The sequence below is a fragment of the Bacteroides muris (ex Fokt et al. 2023) genome (genome assembly GCF_024704895.1).
Taxonomy (GTDB): domain Bacteria; phylum Bacteroidota; class Bacteroidia; order Bacteroidales; family Bacteroidaceae; genus Bacteroides; species Bacteroides muris.
The window spans coordinates 39,587-57,327 of sequence record NZ_JAMZEE010000022.1; the positions used below are offsets into that span (position 1 = coordinate 39,587).

The 17,741-nt window shown below is 51.5% G+C and carries 9 protein-coding genes and 2 pseudogenes; 4 read left to right on the forward strand and 7 right to left on the reverse strand.

What is annotated here, in order from left to right; all coding sequences use genetic code 11:
- Window positions 1–37 precede the first annotated feature (37 nt).
- Both M1B78_RS10380 and M1B78_RS10385 read left to right on the forward strand, forming a co-directional pair.
- Window positions 38–1,339 carry a GNAT family N-acetyltransferase gene (locus M1B78_RS10380; RefSeq protein WP_257940622.1) on the forward strand — a complete coding sequence of 434 codons (1,302 nt, stop codon included), beginning with the start codon at window positions 38–40 and terminating at the stop codon, window positions 1,337–1,339.
- A gap of 30 nt (window positions 1,340–1,369) precedes the next feature.
- Window positions 1,370–1,837, forward strand: a complete 468-nt coding sequence (locus M1B78_RS10385) for a hypothetical protein (RefSeq protein WP_257940623.1) — start codon at window positions 1,370–1,372, stop codon at window positions 1,835–1,837.
- Between the two features lie 66 nt (window positions 1,838–1,903).
- Here M1B78_RS10385 and M1B78_RS10390 read toward each other — a convergent pair whose 3' ends face one another.
- From M1B78_RS10390 to M1B78_RS10420, 7 genes and pseudogenes are all read right to left on the reverse strand, one after another.
- On the reverse strand, window positions 1,904–3,040 hold the full coding sequence (locus M1B78_RS10390) for an acyltransferase family protein (protein WP_257940624.1): 1,137 nt from the start codon (window positions 3,038–3,040) through the stop codon (window positions 1,904–1,906).
- A 104-nt stretch (window positions 3,041–3,144) separates the two neighbouring features.
- Window positions 3,145–3,684, reverse strand: a complete 540-nt coding sequence (locus M1B78_RS10395; RefSeq protein WP_257940625.1) for a methylated-DNA--[protein]-cysteine S-methyltransferase — start codon at window positions 3,682–3,684, stop codon at window positions 3,145–3,147.
- A 29-nt stretch (window positions 3,685–3,713) separates the two neighbouring features.
- A pseudogene (locus M1B78_RS10400) lies at window positions 3,714–3,946 on the reverse strand (type II toxin-antitoxin system mRNA interferase toxin, RelE/StbE family).
- A complete protein-coding gene (gene carB, locus M1B78_RS10405; protein WP_257940626.1) occupies window positions 3,943–7,203 on the reverse strand; it encodes a carbamoyl-phosphate synthase (glutamine-hydrolyzing) large subunit in 3,261 nt (1,086 codons plus the stop codon). Before carB ends, M1B78_RS10400 begins: the two are co-directional and overlap by 4 nt.
- Before the next feature lie 218 nt (window positions 7,204–7,421).
- Window positions 7,422–8,627, reverse strand: a complete 1,206-nt coding sequence (gene carA / locus M1B78_RS10410; RefSeq protein WP_257940627.1) for a glutamine-hydrolyzing carbamoyl-phosphate synthase small subunit — start codon at window positions 8,625–8,627, stop codon at window positions 7,422–7,424.
- Between the two features lie 113 nt (window positions 8,628–8,740).
- Window positions 8,741–10,624 (reverse strand): amidophosphoribosyltransferase, encoded by a 1,884-nt coding sequence (locus M1B78_RS10415; protein WP_176468564.1) that lies wholly within the window; start codon window positions 10,622–10,624, stop codon window positions 8,741–8,743.
- Between the two features lie 112 nt (window positions 10,625–10,736).
- Window positions 10,737–11,223, reverse strand: a pseudogene (locus M1B78_RS10420) (glutamine--fructose-6-phosphate transaminase (isomerizing)); the annotation flags it as partial.
- 368 nt (window positions 11,224–11,591) lie between these two features.
- Here M1B78_RS10420 and gltB point away from each other — a divergent pair.
- Both gltB and M1B78_RS10430 read left to right on the forward strand, forming a co-directional pair.
- A complete protein-coding gene (gltB, locus tag M1B78_RS10425; protein WP_257940628.1) occupies window positions 11,592–16,142 on the forward strand; it encodes a glutamate synthase large subunit in 4,551 nt (1,516 codons plus the stop codon).
- A 212-nt stretch (window positions 16,143–16,354) separates the two neighbouring features.
- Window positions 16,355–17,713: a glutamate synthase subunit beta gene (locus M1B78_RS10430; protein WP_257940629.1), complete on the forward strand. Its 1,359-nt coding sequence runs from the start codon at window positions 16,355–16,357 to the stop codon at window positions 17,711–17,713.
- Window positions 17,714–17,741: the final 28 nt, after the last annotated feature.

The window sequence follows — 17,741 nt, forward strand, 5'->3', positions numbered from 1 at the left end:
TCAAAGATAGACCATATCATAATATCATCCGATTATCATGGATATACACACATTCATTGCCAATTATCAGGAAGCTTTCGGCCAACGTGCCGAACTCCCCATCGCCTTTTGGTATTCAGACCGAATGGAGGTATCTACAGAGAAAGTAACCGGTTGTCTCTTCAAATGTATGAAACAAGTCAGAGACGGTAGAACCGTCAGTCTCAGCAACGAAACAATCGCCTGCGGAGGAGGTAAGTTCTATACCGGATTTACAGAAATGCCCGAGCACGTCCCGGGTTTCGTCTCCTTGAAAGAGAAATACAAGAAGACTCCCGAAATGGTGGTAGATTTTATCAATGAGCTACAGATTCCCAAAGCGGACAAAGCCTATCTGCATTTTGCCCGCATAGACAAGATGCCTTCCTTCGACGAAGTAGAAGGCGTGCTGTTCCTGCCCACGCCCGATATACTATCCGGGCTGGCGACATGGGCTTCTTTTGACAACAATGCATTAGATACCGTGGCAGCTCCATTCGGCTCCGGCTGTTGCTCCGTCATTACCCAAGCCATCATTGAAAACCGGAAACAAGGGAAACGTACTTTCCTGGGATTCTTCGACCCCTCCGTCCGCCCATACTTCGAAGCTGATTTATTAAGCCTCACTATCCCCATGTCGCGGTTCAAGGAGATGTATCACACCATGCGTGAAAGCTGTCTGTTCGATACACATGCCTGGGGAAAAATCAAGGAAAGGATACAGCTTTCCCAATCAGGAGACGTGCATATTCTCCCCTCTCCCATTTCCTTCCCCCTCCTTCCGGACATTTATCTGCAAGAAATCAGAATAGAAGATGCCGCAGCCATCTACTATGCCATCGATATACACCGGGATTACTTAAGAACATGGCTGCCATTCGTGGATAATATGCGTACGATAGCTGATGAAGAAGCTTTTTTACGCCAGGCACTATCCGCTCCTGCCGAACGGTATGAACCTATATTCGGCATTTGGAACCAACAACATGAAATCTGCGGACTGATAGGTTTCCATTTCTCCGATTTCGACAACCACCGTACAGAACTCGGCTATTGGCTACTGCCGGAATACCAGCACCGGGGCATCATTACTGAAAGTGTCCGCAAGTTGTGCCTGTGGGCCGTACAAGAAAAAAAGATGAAACGGATACAAATTCGCTGTGCCGTGGATAACGCAGCCAGTAATGCTGTACCGGTTCGCCTCGGTTTCATCCATGAGGGAACAGAACGTTGCGGAGAACTGCTGGCTTCCGGAGAATATACAGATATACATATATACAGCATCTTGAAAGAAGAAGTGCTAGCCCATCTCAAACGATAATATATATATCAACGACTATTGAAATTATACATGGAACAACAACCTCATCTCAATGACCACAACAAGCAGGAGTACCCTCCCATGCACACAACGGAGCATATCATCAACCAAACCATGATAAGGTTATTCGGTTGCGGCCGCTCCATATCAGCACACATCGAACGGAAGAAGAGCAAGCTGGACTATCGTCTTGCCGACTGCCCTGCCGAAGAAGAAGTAAAGAAGCTGGAAGAAGCCGTAAACGAGGTTATCGCCCGGCATCTGCCCGTCACAACAGAATTCATCACGCAAGAGGAAGCACAAGGACGTTTCGACCTGAAGCGCCTGCCCGACAGTGCCTCCGAAACGGTACGTGTCGTGAAGGTAGGCGATTACGACGAATGTCTCTGCATCGGAGCACATGTAGAAAATACATCGGAACTCGGAACTTTCAAAATCATCAGCCACGATTGGGACGAAGAAGCAAAGCGCTGGAGAATGCGTTTTAAACTAGTCTGAAAAGAAAATCTCCCGCTGCACAAAACAATGCAACGGGAGATTTCATATCCATAGACAAATGTGGAACTATTTCTTTTTCCCTTTCAGGAAACGGTCTGTCAGCCACCTGCGCACCGGTTCGTCGTACAGTTTCAAACAAGCATAAGCAAGGACAACGGCTCCAACGAAAGTCAGTATCATATAAGGAATACCTTCCACCATTGTGGCGTTATTATTGCATACCCAAGCCGTATAAGTATATACCAGCGGATAATGGGTGATATAAATCGGATAGGAAATATCTCCCAGGAACTTGCATACGGCAGTAGAGCGCTTACCGGTCACCTTGCCGCCCGCTCCCATTGAAACAATAACCGGAAAGATGCAGATAATGCAGAAAGCCTCGTAAAGCCCGTTCATCCAGTAGCCGTCCTCACCTCCGATACGGGGAATGGAAAGAACCACCACAATCAGCAGGCTACACCACCAGAAAGCACGCTTTTCAAGCCGTATCAGCCAGCCGAGGCGTGACAGAAGTAATCCGCCGAAGAACGGATACATCAGCCGGACCATCCCCACATACTGCTGTTCCCAGTTCAAAGCCCAACCACCCACAATATCGCCGGCAGGAGCAGTCAGGCAACGGTATATCGTGAAACAACCTGCCACAAACACCAGCACCGATAAGGCCACCTTATTGAACTTGCGCACAAACAGCGCATACAGAATATTACCGATATATTCATAATAGAGCGACCATGCCGGGCCATTCAACGGGTGCATCTCCGTCCAGCCGCGAATGTCGAACTTCAACGGAAGGGGGAGCAATGTGCAGCCCAGCAACATCACCAGCAGCATTGTTCCGATGGACGTATTCTCGATAGGCGGAAAACAAGGCGATTCCTGCAAATAGAAAAAGGCAGCTCCCACAATACTCCCCATAATCACCATAGGATGCAGGCGGATGATACGGCGTTTGAAGAAAGTGCCCACGGTCATCCGGTTCCAACGGTCATCATAAGCATAACCGATAACAAAACCGGAAAGCATGAAGAAGAAATCTACGGCCAGATAACCATGATTGATGATTTGAGCAAGATGGCTGCCTCCTGCATGTGCTTCAAAAAGATGGAAGATAATAACCATGACAGCTGCCACGCCACGAAGTCCGTCAAGAATCTCATAATGCGGTTTCGAGGCAAGATAAGTAGTCCGTGTATTCATTTTGATGTAAGATGTTTATTATTTACGCACAAAGATAGGAGTTTTTTCCAATAATAAAACTGATAAATATCAGATAAGCTCCATCAATAAATTGACAAGAACGGCTATCCGGTACGGGAGCCTGATGGTCGGTCGCAAGAGTCGGCTTCCAATGCCAGCATCCCCTGTTTGGCTGCCAATCCACCGGCATAGCCTATCAGCCTATGATTGCTGCCCACCACCCGATGGCAGGGGATGAATATCGAAAGGGCATTCGCCCCATTGGCAGCCGCCACCGCGCGCACGGCTTTCGGATGGCCCAGCTTTCGTGAAAGTTCGCCGTAGGACACTGTTTTTCCGTAAGGGATGTTCTGCAACTCCTGCCACACCGTCCGCTGGAATTCTGTTCCGACAGCAAGCAGTGGAACATCGAATATGGTCCGCTTACGGGCAAAATACTCATCCAACTGGATGATTGCCCGCGAAATAACTTCCGAAGTGCCTTCCTCATAATCGGCATGCAGTGCCTGCCGTATGCGCTTATCAATGGTCATTCTACGTTTCTCGTTCAGCATCCAGTCGCATAGGCAGAGTTTATCGCCGGAAGCGCCGAGGAGCAGGTCGCCATAAGGAGATTGATAGTATTGGATTAAAATTGTTTCCATCGAACTAATATTAAAAACACAATTGGGTATTAAAATAAATCAGAATGTGTTCCTGTATTGAGCAGAAGCAATGTTAATTCCTTATCATCCTGCTCCCATATCAATAACCCATCCGGCTTGACATGGCACTCCCCCCGCATCGCGCAAATTGCCCGGGCAGAAGATGAGGTTTGTATTCTGAAGGTAAGCTTCCCGTTTCTTGTAGAATTTCAATAACCTTCTGCAACAACAAGAGATTCAGCCCCCGCTTCTGGCATCTCATTTGTAGTCCGCCCACGACTTAATGGCCAAGTCATCCGGCGTCATCGTGCAGAATGCATTGATGAACGCACTTGCCAGACGGGCATTCGTTATCAGCGGAATATTAAGGTCGATGGCGGCGCGGCGTATCTTGTAGCCGTTATCCAGCTCGCCTGCGGTGAGGTTCTTCGGGATATTGACCACCATGTCTATTTCCTTGCGGTGCAACATGTCGAGTGCCTGCGGCTGTCGTTCGGGTTCGCTGGGCCAGTAGACGCGTGTATTCTCCACGCCATTCTCCGTAAGGAAGTTGCTGGAACCACCTGTGGCAAATATCTTATACCCCTTCTTCTGAAGCATACGCGCGGCAGAAAGCATGTCCACCTTCTGCTTCGGAGTACCGGTAGAAAGCAGGATATTCTTCTCGGGAATGCGGTAGCCCACGGAGAGCATCGCCTTGAGAATGGCGCAGGAAGTATCGCTGCCGATGCAACCCACCTCTCCCGTGCTTGCCATATCCACACCCAGCACCGGGTCTGCCTTCTGCAGACGGTTGAAGGAGAACTGGCTCGCCTTGATGCCTACATAGTCCAGGTCGAACAGATTCTTGTCCGGCTTCTGCACGGGGAGGCCAAGCATCACTTTCGTAGCCAGCTCAATAAGGTTTATCTTTAGCACCTTGCTGACAAACGGGAACGAACGGCTGGCACGGAGGTTACACTCAATCACCTTGATATCGTTTTCGCGTGCCAGATACTGGATATTGAACGGACCGGAGATATTCAGCTCACGGGCTATCTCGCGGCTGATGCGCTTGATGCGGCGAACCGTCTCGACATACAACTTCTGCGGCGGGAACTGGATGGTAGCGTCGCCGGAATGTACCCCGGCAAACTCGATATGCTCACTGATGGCGTACGCAATAATCTCACCGTCCTGCGCCACAGCATCCATCTCCACCTCCTTGGCATGCTCAATGAACTGGCTTACCACTACGGGGTGTTTCTTGCTGACATTCGCTGCCAGCTTCAGGAAACGTTCCAGTTCCTCCCGGTTGGAGCAGACGTTCATCGCGGCACCGGACAATACATAGGAAGGCCGAACCAATACCGGGAAGCCCACTTTATCCACAAAGGCGTTGATATCCTCCAGAGAGGTCAGCGCCCGCCATTCGGGCTGGTCCACACCGATGCGGTCGAGCATGGCGGAGAACTTGTCACGGTCTTCGGCATTGTCGATGCTCTTGGCGCTTGTACCGAGGATAGGTACCTTCTGCGCATCGAGGCGCAAGGCTAGGTTGTTAGGAATCTGGCCGCCGGTAGAAACAATCACTCCGTGGGGATTCTCCAGTTCGAGAATATCCATCACGCGCTCGAAGGTAAGTTCGTCGAAATAAAGGCGGTCGCACATATCATAGTCCGTAGACACGGTTTCAGGATTATAGTTTATCATGACACTGCGGTAGCCCTCCTTGCGGATGGTGTTCAGAGCCTGCACGCCACACCAGTCGAACTCTACGGAAGAACCGATACGGTAGGCGCCGGAACCCAATACGACGATGCTCTTCTTGTCGCCCAGATAATGAACGTCGTTGGCAACACCGCTATACGTCAGGTACAGATAGTTGGTCTGTGCGGGATACTCGGCGGCAAGAGTATCAATCTGCTTTACTACGGGCAGGATGCCTGCATGCTTACGATAGTTGCGAATGTACAGGATGCCGTTTTCCATGTCTCCTTCGAAGCCGATGGCACGGGCAATCTGGAAATCGGAAAAGCCTTGCACTTTTGCCTTGCGCAACAAGCCCACGGGGATTGTTGACAGTTGATGATTGACAGTTGATAATTCGGCATTGGGAGTTGACAGCCGGAAGGAGTGCAACTTCTTTGACGTCTTCATGATGTTCATCAGCTTTTCGAGGAACCATTTGTCAATCTTGGTCAGCTCGTGCACCTGGTCTACCGTATATCCGGCACGGAAAGCTTTTGAAATGACAAAGATGCGCTTGTCGGTAGGTTCGCGCAGAGCCTTGTCGATATCGGATATTACAAGCTCCTTGTTCTCTACGAAGCCGTGCATACCCTGGCCTATCATGCGAAGCCCCTTTTGGATAGCTTCCTCAAAAGTGCGGCCGATAGCCATTACTTCGCCAACCGACTTCATGGAAGAACCGAGCTCCTTGTCCACCCCGTGGAACTTGCCCAAGTCCCAACGCGGTATCTTGCAGACCACATAGTCCAGAGCAGGTTCAAAGAAAGCGCTTGTCGTCTTCGTCACAGAGTTGTTCAAGTCGAACAAGCCATAGCCCAAGCCAAGTTTCGCCGCTACAAATGCCAACGGATAACCCGTTGCTTTAGAGGCCAATGCGGATGAACGGCTCAAGCGTGCATTCACCTCGATTACCCGGTAGTCTTCGCTCATCGGGTCGTAAGCGTACTGTACGTTACACTCTCCTACAATGCCGATATGACGGATAATGCGGATAGCTAGTTCACGTAATTTATGATAGTCCGTATTGCTCAACGTCTGCGACGGGGCAATAACGATGGACTCGCCCGTATGGATGCCCAGCGGGTCGAAGTTTTCCATGTTACAAACCGTGACACAGTTGTCAAAACGGTCGCGTACCACCTCGTATTCCACTTCCTTCCAGCCCTTCAGCGATTTCTCCACCAACACCTGCGGAGAGAAGGAGAAGGCCTTCTCCACCAGCACATTCAGTTCTTCTTCATTGTCGCAGAAACCCGAACCCAATCCGCCGAGCGCGTATGCGGCACGCACGATGACCGGATATCCCAGTTCCCGGGCTGCGCGACGGGCATCGTCCGCGTTCTCCACAGCTTCGCTCTTGATGGTCTTTACGTCAATCTCATTCAGTTTCTGCACAAAAATCTCACGGTCTTCCGTGTCAATGATAGCCTGCACGGGAGTGCCTAGAACTTTCACCCCGTACTTCTCGAAAACCTTGTCCTTATAGAGAGAAACACCGCAGTTCAGCGCCGTCTGTCCGCCAAAAGCAAGCATGATGCCGTCCGGACGCTCTTTCTCTATCACCTTCTCCACGAAGTAAGGAGTGACGGGCAGGAAGTAAATCTGGTCGGCAACTCCTTCCGAGGTCTGCACCGTGGCTATGTTCGGGTTGATGAGAACCGTGTAGATACCTTCCTCCTTCAACGCCTTGAGTGCCTGCGAACCGGAATAGTCAAATTCTCCCGCCTCACCGATTTTCAGTGCGCCGGAACCAAGCAACAGGACTTTCTTTATATTGTTTTCTTTCATTTGCATATCTGTTTATTAAAAAGTGTAACGACAGTAATAAAACCTTATCTTTTTTTTACTTTCACAATCAGTCGCCAATTGAATGGCATTGAGTCAGGGACTGAAAGGCATTCACTCAGGGACTGAATGGCATTGAGTCAGGGACTCATTATAGCATTTTCTTACACACTGATTACCAGACGGTTACAAGCGCAACCCATATTGGTAAAATTCTCTTACTATAACAGCTTAACGAACTCGTCGAAAAGGAACTCCGTATCCGTCGGCCCGCTGGCAGCTTCGGGGTGGAACTGTGCGGAGAACCAAGGATTTCGCTTATGCCGGATGCCCTCATTGGAGCCATCGTTCATATTGATGAACAACGGTTCCCAGTCTTCCGACAGCGTGTTGTTGTCTACGGCGTAACCATGATTCTGGGAGGTGATGAAACAACGCTCAGTACCCACCATGCGCACCGGCTGGTTATGGCTGCGGTGTCCATATTTCAGTTTGTATATCTTGGCGCCCCCCGCCTTGGAAAGCAACTGGTTCCCCATACATATGCCGAAGATAGGCAGTTTCTCGTTTTGCATCGCCTTGCGGATATTCCGTACGGCAGCATCGCAGGTATCAGGGTCGCCGGGACCGTTGGAGATGAACAGACCGTCGAACTCCAGCCCGTTATAATCGTAGTTCCAGGGAACACGGACCACTTCGACACCACGCCTCAGCAGACAACGGATGATGTTGTGCTTGACACCGCAATCCACAAGCACTACGCGTTTCCGTTGAGAACCGGCAGTTGACAATTGACAATTGAGCTGCGCCGTGGGGGTGCCGATGTCAAAACGACGGCTTTCTGTTCCGCCATATACGATGATGTCCTTGCAACTGACCTTATCCACATAGTTTATCTCACCATAATCGTCCTTTGGCAATTGTTTATTGTCCACTTCATCGTCGAAGACTATACGCCCCATCATCACCCCGTGCTCGCGAAGCACTTTGGTCAGTTCGCGGGTATCAATGCCCATAATTCCCGGAATCTGTTCGCGTTTCAGCCAGTCGCCCAGGCTTTCCACGGCATTCCAGTGGCTGTAGTTTTCGGAATAATCGCTGACGATAATGGCTTCGGCATGGATATGCTCACTCTCCATGAAGGTAGCAAGCCCGTCCGGTTCGAGCGTGAAAGGCGGCACACCGTAATTGCCCGCCAACGGATAGGTCAGGGTCATCAACTGCCCGGCATACGAAGGGTCGGTCAGGCTCTCGGGATAACCCGTCATGGCCGTATTGAAAACGACCTCTCCCGCTACCGGCTTTTCAAAGCCAAACGATTTGCCGCAAAACACGGTGCCGTCATCCAGGAGAAGCCTCACTCCCTTTCCCTCCCCCCGTAGGCAGGAGGAAGAAGTTACATTCACTTTGTCATTGTTGCTATTCATAAATATATTGTTAATCAAATAATTATTCCATTACAATTCAATCATCCTCTCCCCATTGCCGTTCTATCTCCTCCCCCTCCACTACGGGAGAGGGGAGTTGGGGGAAGAGGCTTTTAAAATTGATAGACTTGTTCTACATAATCAATAAATGCCTTGTTCAGCAGTTTCACACCGCCCGGCGTAGGATAATCGCCGCTGAAGTACCAGTCGCCAGCATGCTTGGGGCAGGCCTCATGCAGCCCTTCGAGAGGCTGGTAGACAATCTGTACCTTGGCTTTCGTCCCTTTGGGAGTGAGCAGTTCCACCATCTTGGCAGAGATTTCTTCGTCTGTGAAAGGAGCATAAATCTCCTTCACATAATTCACCATCTGCTCTTTGGGCAGTCCCACCTGCTCTTTGGACTTGCGGTAGGCGGCGGCTATTACATCGCGCATCTCACGCTCCTTCAGCAGTTCCACGGCAGCCTTGAAAGCGATGAATTCACTCATCCGGGCCATGTCGATGCCATAATAGTCGGGATAACGTACCTGCGGTGAAGAGCTCACAATGACTATCTTCTTCGGACTCAAACGGTCGAGAATACCGATGATGCTCTGTCTCAAGGTGGTTCCGCGCACTATCGAGTCGTCGATGACCACCAGGTTATCCACTCCCGGAACGAGGCTTCCGTAAGTGATGTCGTACACATGGGCGGCAAGGTCGTTCCGGCTGTTTCCTTCGGCAATGAAGGTACGCAGCTTAATGTCCTTGATAGCCACCTTCTCGCTCCGTATGCGCCGTGACAAGATATGCTCCAGCTCTTCATGGCTGGGACTATGCCCCAAGGCGGCAATCTGCTGCACCTTCTCCTCGTTGAGGTAGTTGTCCAATCCTTGCAACATTCCGTAGAAGGCGACTTCCGCCGTATTGGGGATGAAAGAAAAGACGGTATGATCCACATCGTTGTCGATGGCTTTCAATATGTTGGGTACAAGTTTCTCGCCCAACAGTTTACGTTCCCGGTAAATATCCGTATCACTGCCCCGGCTGAAGTAGATGCGCTCGAAGGAACAAGGCTTCATCTTGCGCGGCTTGTTGATTTGCGCGGTACGCACCTTGCCGGACTTGTTGATAAACACGGCTTGTCCGGGTTGCAGCTCCTTGATGGAACCGACAGGAACATTAAGGGCTGTCTGTATCACGGGACGTTCACTGGCAAGCACCGCTATTTCGTCATCCTGATACCAGAAGGCAGTACGGATGCCCCACGGGTCGCGTACGGCAAAAGTCTCTCCGCTTCCGGTGAGCCCACACATCACGTATCCCCCATCCCACTCCTTGCTCGAAGTGCGCAACACGTTGGCAAGATCGATGTAGCCTTCTATGTAATGGGTGATGTCCATACCTGCCAGCCCCTCTGCTTCGGCAAGGTTGAAGAGGCGCTCCACTTCGCGGTCAAGGCGATGCCCCAACTGCTCCAGTATGATGTAGGTATCGGCATATTTGCGAGGATGCTGTCCGATGGCGGTAATGCGTGCGAAGATTTCATCTACGTTCGTCATGTTGAAGTTGCCGCAGAGGGCAAGATTCTTGGCACGCCAGTTGTTTCTCCGGAGAAACGGGTGCACATACGAGATGCCGGACTTGCCGGTAGTGGAGTAGCGCAGGTGTCCCATATAAACCTCCCCGGCAAAAGGCAGCACGCGCTTGGCATATTCCGCATCATGCAACTGCTCCTTGGTCAGGTCCTTGAAGTGACTCTGCACCGTACCGAAAATTTCGGTAATGGCACTCGGACCGAGAGCACGCTCACGGAACATATATTCCTCGCCGGGACTGGCTTCCAGTTTCACACAGGCCAGTCCGGCACCCTCTTGCCCGCGATTGTGTTGTTTCTCCATCAGAAGATAGAGCTTGTTCAGTCCATACATCCATGTTCCGTACTTCTCTTCATAGTACTCCAGCGGTTTCAGCAGGCGTATCATGGCAACGCCACATTCATGCTTCAGTTGTTCCATCTTTGCATTTACAATTTACCATTTACAATGTACAACTTTAAGTGTACAATTTTCTTTTTCTATATAGCGTACATATTTACATTTACATCTCCCCAAGCGCAGCCCGATTGCAAATGGCATACGCCCCAGTCACTTCCTGCAAGGCAAGTCGCACCGCCGTCAGTAAGTCCAATATGGTTTGTCACCTGAATATATTCAATGAGCTGTATCGGCACCTCGGTATCAGTGCTGCTTTCAAATAGATAACCTTTGGCTTGAAGTTTTTCTTTAAGGACGGCGTAGTTTTCAATGATGCCGTTATGGATGAGGGCGAGACGTTCGGAAGAGGAATAATGGGGATGGGCATTGACAGAGCAAGGTTCTCCATGAGTAGCCCAACGTGTATGTGCAATATCAATGCTACCGGAAATATCTTTTTGAGCAACGAAAGCTTCAAGTTCCGAAACCTTACCTTTCGCTTTGTATATGTTCAACTGTCGGTTATCACTGATTAATGCTACCCCCGCACTATCATATCCACGGTACTCCAACCGCTTCAGACCTTTGATAAAAATGGGGCAGGCTTTCCTTTGACCTATATAGCCTACTATTCCACACATAATGTATCAGTATTTGATTCTGCGCTGCAAATATATATATTCTTAAGAACATAAAGTTAACTTTTCCACTATTTATTTATCAGAAGAATAGAGAAAAGTTGTTTTTATATCAAAAAGTTAAAGAAAACATTATTTTATAAGCAAAAGGTCTAATTTATAAATCAAAACCAAACAATCCGGTTTTGATTTAGGATTAAAAGAAAACATAGGGCATTTTCCGTCAATTCATAACTTCATCCCCTATCGCAGGAATTTTGCAAGAAAGAAGGCAGGGATTTATGTTATCATTTTGCAATTAATACAATATATTTGCCAAACATTTTGACACCACAAATAATATTATCCAGCAATAAAGAAAGTTTATAGTCATGAAACAAGAACTTTTTAACAGCAAAACAAAAGTAGAGGATTACCAACGACAGCCCAAACAGTTGGGCTTGTATGAGGCATCCCATGAGCATGATGCCTGCGGGGTAGGCATGCTGGTCAATATCCAGGGAGGGAAATCACACGAACTGATAGAATCGGCATTGAAGGTACTGGAAAACATGCGCCACCGTGGAGCGGAAGGAGCGGACAACAAAACCGGAGACGGCGCCGGTATTATGTTGCAGATACCGCACGAATTCATTCTGTTGCAGGGCATTCCCGTTCCCGAGAAAGGGAAATACGGCACCGGCCTGCTTTTCCTTCCCAAAGACGAGAAAGACCAGGCAACCATCTTGAGCGTCATTATCGAAGAGATTGAAAAGGAGGGATTGACCCTGATGCATCTGCGCAACGTGCCCACTTGCCCCGAAATATTGGGAGAAGCGGCTCTTGCCAACAAACCGGACATCAAGCAAATTTTCATTACCGGATTTACGGAAAGCGAAACTGCCGACCGCAAACTCTATATAATAAGGAAAAGGATAGAGAACAGAATACGCAAGTCGGACATCCCCACCCGCGAGGATTTCTACATCGTCTCGCTCTCTACGAAGAATATCGTCTACAAAGGCATGCTCTCTTCCTTGCAGTTGCGCAACTACTTCCCCGACCTCACCAACAGCTACTTCACCAGCGGGCTGGCACTGGTACACTCCCGTTTCAGCACCAACACTTTTCCCACCTGGGGACTGGCACAGCCTTTCCGCCTGCTGGCACACAACGGCGAAATCAATACCATCCGTGGCAACCGCGGCTGGATGGAAGCCCGTGAGAGTGTACTCTCCTCTCCCGCCCTGGGAGACATCCGGGAGATACGCCCCATCGTGCAACCGGGCATGAGCGACAGTGCCTCGCTGGACAATGTGCTCGAGTTCCTCATCATGTCAGGCCTGAGCCTGCCGCACGCCATGGCCATGCTCGTACCGGAATCGTTCAACGAAAAGAATCCCATCAGCGAAGACTTGAAAGCTTTCTATGAATACCACTCCATCCTGATGGAGCCGTGGGACGGACCGGCGGCACTGCTTTTCAGCGACGGGCGCTATGCAGGCGGCATGCTCGACAGGAACGGACTGCGCCCTGCACGCTACCTGATTACGCAGGGAGGCATGATGGTAGTGGCCAGCGAAGTCGGCGTGATGGATTTCGAGCCGGGAGACATCAAGGAAAAAGGACGACTGCAACCGGGCAAGATACTGCTTATAGACACCGAGAAAGGCGAAATATATTATGACGGCGAACTGAAGAAACAACTTGCCGAAGCCAAACCATACCGCACCTGGCTGGCCGGCAACCGCATCGAGCTGGACGAACTGAAAAGCGGTCGGAAAGTCTCCCATAGCGTGGAGAACTACGACAGCATGCTGCGCATCTTCGGCTACTCCAAAGAAGACGTGGAACGGCTGATTGTCCCGATGTGTACCACCGGTGCCGAACCCATCAACTCCATGGGCAATGATACACCGCTTGCCGTGCTATCGGACAAGCCGCAACTGCTGTACAACTATTTCCGCCAGCAGTTTGCCCAAGTCACCAACCCTCCCATCGACCCGATACGCGAAGAACTGGTAATGTCGCTGACCGAATACATCGGAGCCGTAGGCATGAACATACTGACACCCAGCGAAAACCATTGCAAGATGGTGAGGTTGAACCACCCCATCCTGAACAATGCTCAGCTGGATATTCTCTGCAACATCCGGTACAAAGGCTTCAAGACCGTGAAGCTGCCCATGCTCTTCGAAGTGGCAAAAGGGTGTCGGGGATTGCAGGAAGCATTGGCAACCCTCTGCAAGCAGGCAGAAGAATCCGTCAACGAAGGAGTGAACTACATTGTGCTTTCCGACCGCGACGTAGACGCCGCCCATGCCGCCATTCCGTCACTGCTTGCCGTGTCGGCAGTACACCATCATCTTATCTCTGTGGGCAAACGGGTGCAGACGGCACTGATTGTAGAAAGCGGCGAAATACGTGAGGTGATGCACGCCGCACTGCTACTGGGTTTCGGAGCCAGCGCACTGAATCCGTACATGGCTTTTGCCGTCATCGACAAACTGGTGAACGAAAAGGAAATACAGCTCGACTACGCCACTGCCGAAAAGAAATATATCAAGTCCGTCTGCAAAGGCTTGTTCAAGATTATGAGCAAGATGGGCATCAGCACCATCCGTTCTTACCGGGGCGCGAAGATTTTCGAGGCCGTAGGACTGAGCGAGGAGTTGAGCAATGCCTACTTCGGCGGATTGAGTTCACGCATCGGAGGCATACGCCTGGATGAAGTGGCACGTGATGCCATCGCCTTCCACAAGGAAGGGATGGAGGTTATTAAAAAGAAGGGGGAAGCGGAGCTATTGCCGAACCGCGGACTGTATGCCTTCCGCAAGGATGGTGAGAAGCACGCCTGGAACCCGGAAACCATCAGCACACTGCAACTTGCCACACGCCTGGGAAGCTATAAGAAATTCAAGGAGTTCACTGCCATGGTAGACAGCAAGGAAGCTCCCATCTTCCTGCGCGACTTCCTCGACTTCCGCCGCGCTCCTATCAGCATAGACCGGGTGGAACCGGTAGAGAACATCGTACAGCGTTTTGTCACCGGCGCCATGTCCTACGGCTCCATCAGCCGCGAAGCCCACGAAGCCATGGCTATTGCCATGAACAAGCTGCACGGCCGGAGCAATACGGGCGAAGGAGGCGAAGACCGAGCACGCTTCACACCACGCGAAGACGGCACCAGCCTGCGCAGCGCCATCAAGCAGGTGGCTTCAGGACGTTTCGGTGTCACCGCAGAATATCTGGTGAATGCGGACGAAATACAGATAAAGATTGCCCAAGGCGCCAAGCCGGGCGAAGGCGGACAGCTGCCGGGCTTCAAAGTGGATGAAGTGATTGCCAAGACCCGCCACTCCATCCCGGGCATCTCGCTGATTTCTCCCCCGCCCCACCACGACATTTACTCCATCGAAGACTTGGCACAGCTCATCTTCGACCTGAAGAACGTGAACCCACGGGCGAAAATCAGCGTAAAGCTGGTGGCAGAAAGCGGTGTGGGCACCATTGCCGCCGGCGTGGCAAAGGCAAAGGCTGACTTGATAGTCATATCGGGTGCGGAGGGCGGCACGGGAGCCTCTCCTGCATCATCTATCCGCTATGCCGGCATCTCGCCCGAACTCGGTTTGAGCGAAACGCAACAGACACTGGTGCTGAACGGCCTGCGCGGGCAAGTGATGTTGCAGGTGGACGGACAGCTCAAAACAGGCCGCGACATCATACTGATGGCAATGCTCGGAGCCGAAGAATTCGGTTTCGCTACAAGTGCCCTGATTGTACTGGGTTGCGTAATGATGCGCAAATGCCACCAGAACACCTGCCCCGTAGGGGTGGCGACACAGAACCAAGAACTGCGCAAACGCTTCCGCGGACGCAGCGAGTATCTGGTGAACTTCTTCAAGTTCCTGGCGCAGGAAGTACGCGAATACCTGGCGGAAATCGGTGTGGAACGCCTGGATGACATCATTGGACGCACAGACCTTATCGTCCGCAAGCCGGATGACGGAATCAGGAAACATCAGTTGATAAGCTTCGACAAACTACTGGCACGCGTAGACAACGAAGCCGCCATCCGCCACGTCACCGACCAACAGCATGGCATCGACCATGTAAAAGACGTGGAGATGCTGCATGCAGCTGCCGAAGCCGTAGAGAACCAGAAGGAAATCTCACTGGAATACACCATCGCCAATACCGACCGTGCCTGCGGTGCCATGCTCTCTGGTACCATTGCCTCAAAATACGGAGAAAAAGGACTGCCCGAACATACGCTGAACGTGAAATTCAAGGGCTCTGCCGGACAAAGCTTCGGCGCCTTCCTTGTGTCGGGTGTAAACTTCAAGCTGGAAGGCGAAGCCAATGATTATCTGGGCAAAGGTCTGAGTGGCGGACGCATCGCCGTCCTGCCTCCGGTACGGAGCAACTTCGAGGCAGAGAAGAACACGATTGCAGGCAACACCCTGCTTTATGGCGCCACAAGCGGCGAGGTTTACATCAACGGCCGTGCAGGCGAGCGCTTTGCCGTCCGCAACTCCGGTGCCATAGCCGTAGTGGAGGGAGTAGGCGATCACTGTTGTGAATACATGACCGGCGGACGCGTGGTAGTCCTCGGACAGACGGGACGCAACTTTGCCGCAGGCATGTCCGGCGGTGTTGCCTACGTCTGGAACCGGGACGGCAACTTCGACTACTTCTGCAATATGGAAATGGTGGAGCTGAGCCTCATCGAAGAGGCCTCCTACCGCAAGGAACTGCATGAACTCATCCGCCAGCACTACCTCTATACCGGTTCCAAACTGGCACGCACCATGCTCGATGACTGGCCACGCTATGCCGACCAGTTCATCCAGGTAGTCCCTATCGAATACAAAAAGGTGCTGCAAGAGGAGCAGATGCAGAAACTGCAACAAAAAATTGCAGAAATGCAGAGAGACTATTAAAGCCTCTCCCTCCACCCACTCCCCCGTAGGGAGGAGGAGGAAATAGTACTGAGAAACAATGAACGACCTACAATATATATGTAGATACAGAAAAAGAGATTTACATCAAATAATACTAACCACTTAAACAAGCGTTACCTCACGCACACCCTCACAGCGCAGCCCTCCCCCTCCCTACGGGGGGGGGAGGGGGCCGGGGGGAGAGGCTTTATATGGGAGACCCTAAAGCATTCCTCAATATCCCCCGCCAAGAGGCGGGTTACCGTCCGATACACGAACGTATCACAGACTTCAGCCAAGTGGAACAGACACTGAACAGTCACGACCGCAAGCTCCAGGCCTCACGCTGCATGGACTGTGGCGTACCTTTCTGCCACTGGGCATGTCCGCTGGGCAATAAAGACCCGGAATTCCAAGACGCACTCTACCGGGGCAAATGGCGCGAAGCCTATCAAATACTGAACAGTACGAATGATTTTCCGGAATTTACGGGACGCATCTGCCCTGCCCTCTGCGAGAAGTCATGCGTACTGAAACTCTCGTGCAACGAGCCGGTCACTATCCGCGAAAATGAAGCCGCCATTGCCGAAGCTGCCTTTCGCGAGGGTTACATCACACCGTGCAAGCCCGAACGTAACGGAAAGAAGGTAGCCGTTATCGGCGCCGGCCCTGCCGGATTGAGCGTCGCCGTACGGCTGAACGCCAAAGGTTACGAAGTTACCCTATTCGATAGCAAACCGATGCCGGGAGGACTGCTGCGTTATGGCATTCCCAACTTCAAACTGGACAAAGCCGTCATCGACCGCCGCATGAAAATCCTCGAAGCCGAAGGAATCTTGTTCAAGATGGGAGTCCATGTCGATGTACAGAAACTGCCCGCCGGATTCGATGCCTACGCCATTTGTACCGGTACGCCCACCGCCCGCGACCTCTCCATTCCGGGCAGGGAGCTGAAAGGTATCTACTTTGCCCTCGACATGCTGGCACAGCAGAACCATATTCTGGATGGAGATACCTTCCCGAAAGACCAACTCGTCAACGCCCGCGGCAAACGGGTACTCGTCATCGGCGGCGGCGATACCGGGTCCGACTGCATAGGCACCAGCATCCGCCAGGGAGCCGTCAGCGTAACCCAGATTGAAATCATGCCCCAACCGCCCATAGGACACAACCCGGATACTCCCTGGCCGCAATGGCCCGTCGTACTGAAAACCACCAGCAGCCACGAAGAAGGCTGTACCCGTCGATGGTCTCTCGCCTCCACCCGGTTCATCGGGAAGAACGGCAGGGTATGCGGTGTGGAAGTGGAAGAAGTGGAGTGGCTTCCGGCAACAGACGGTGGCCGTCCCACCATGAAACCTACGGGCAAGAAAGAGGTCATCGAAGCCGATATGGTACTTCTTGCCATGGGTTTCCTCAAACCCGAACAACCGAAGTTTGCAGAGAACGTATTCGTGGCAGGCGATGCCGCCCACGGCGCCAGCCTTGTAGTACGTGCCTTGGCCGACGGACGACGAGTGGCAACAGAGATAGACCGTTACCTCACCCCCCTAAAAGAAAACAAGAAATGATTTCCCTCCTTTTAATTTTTAACCTTTA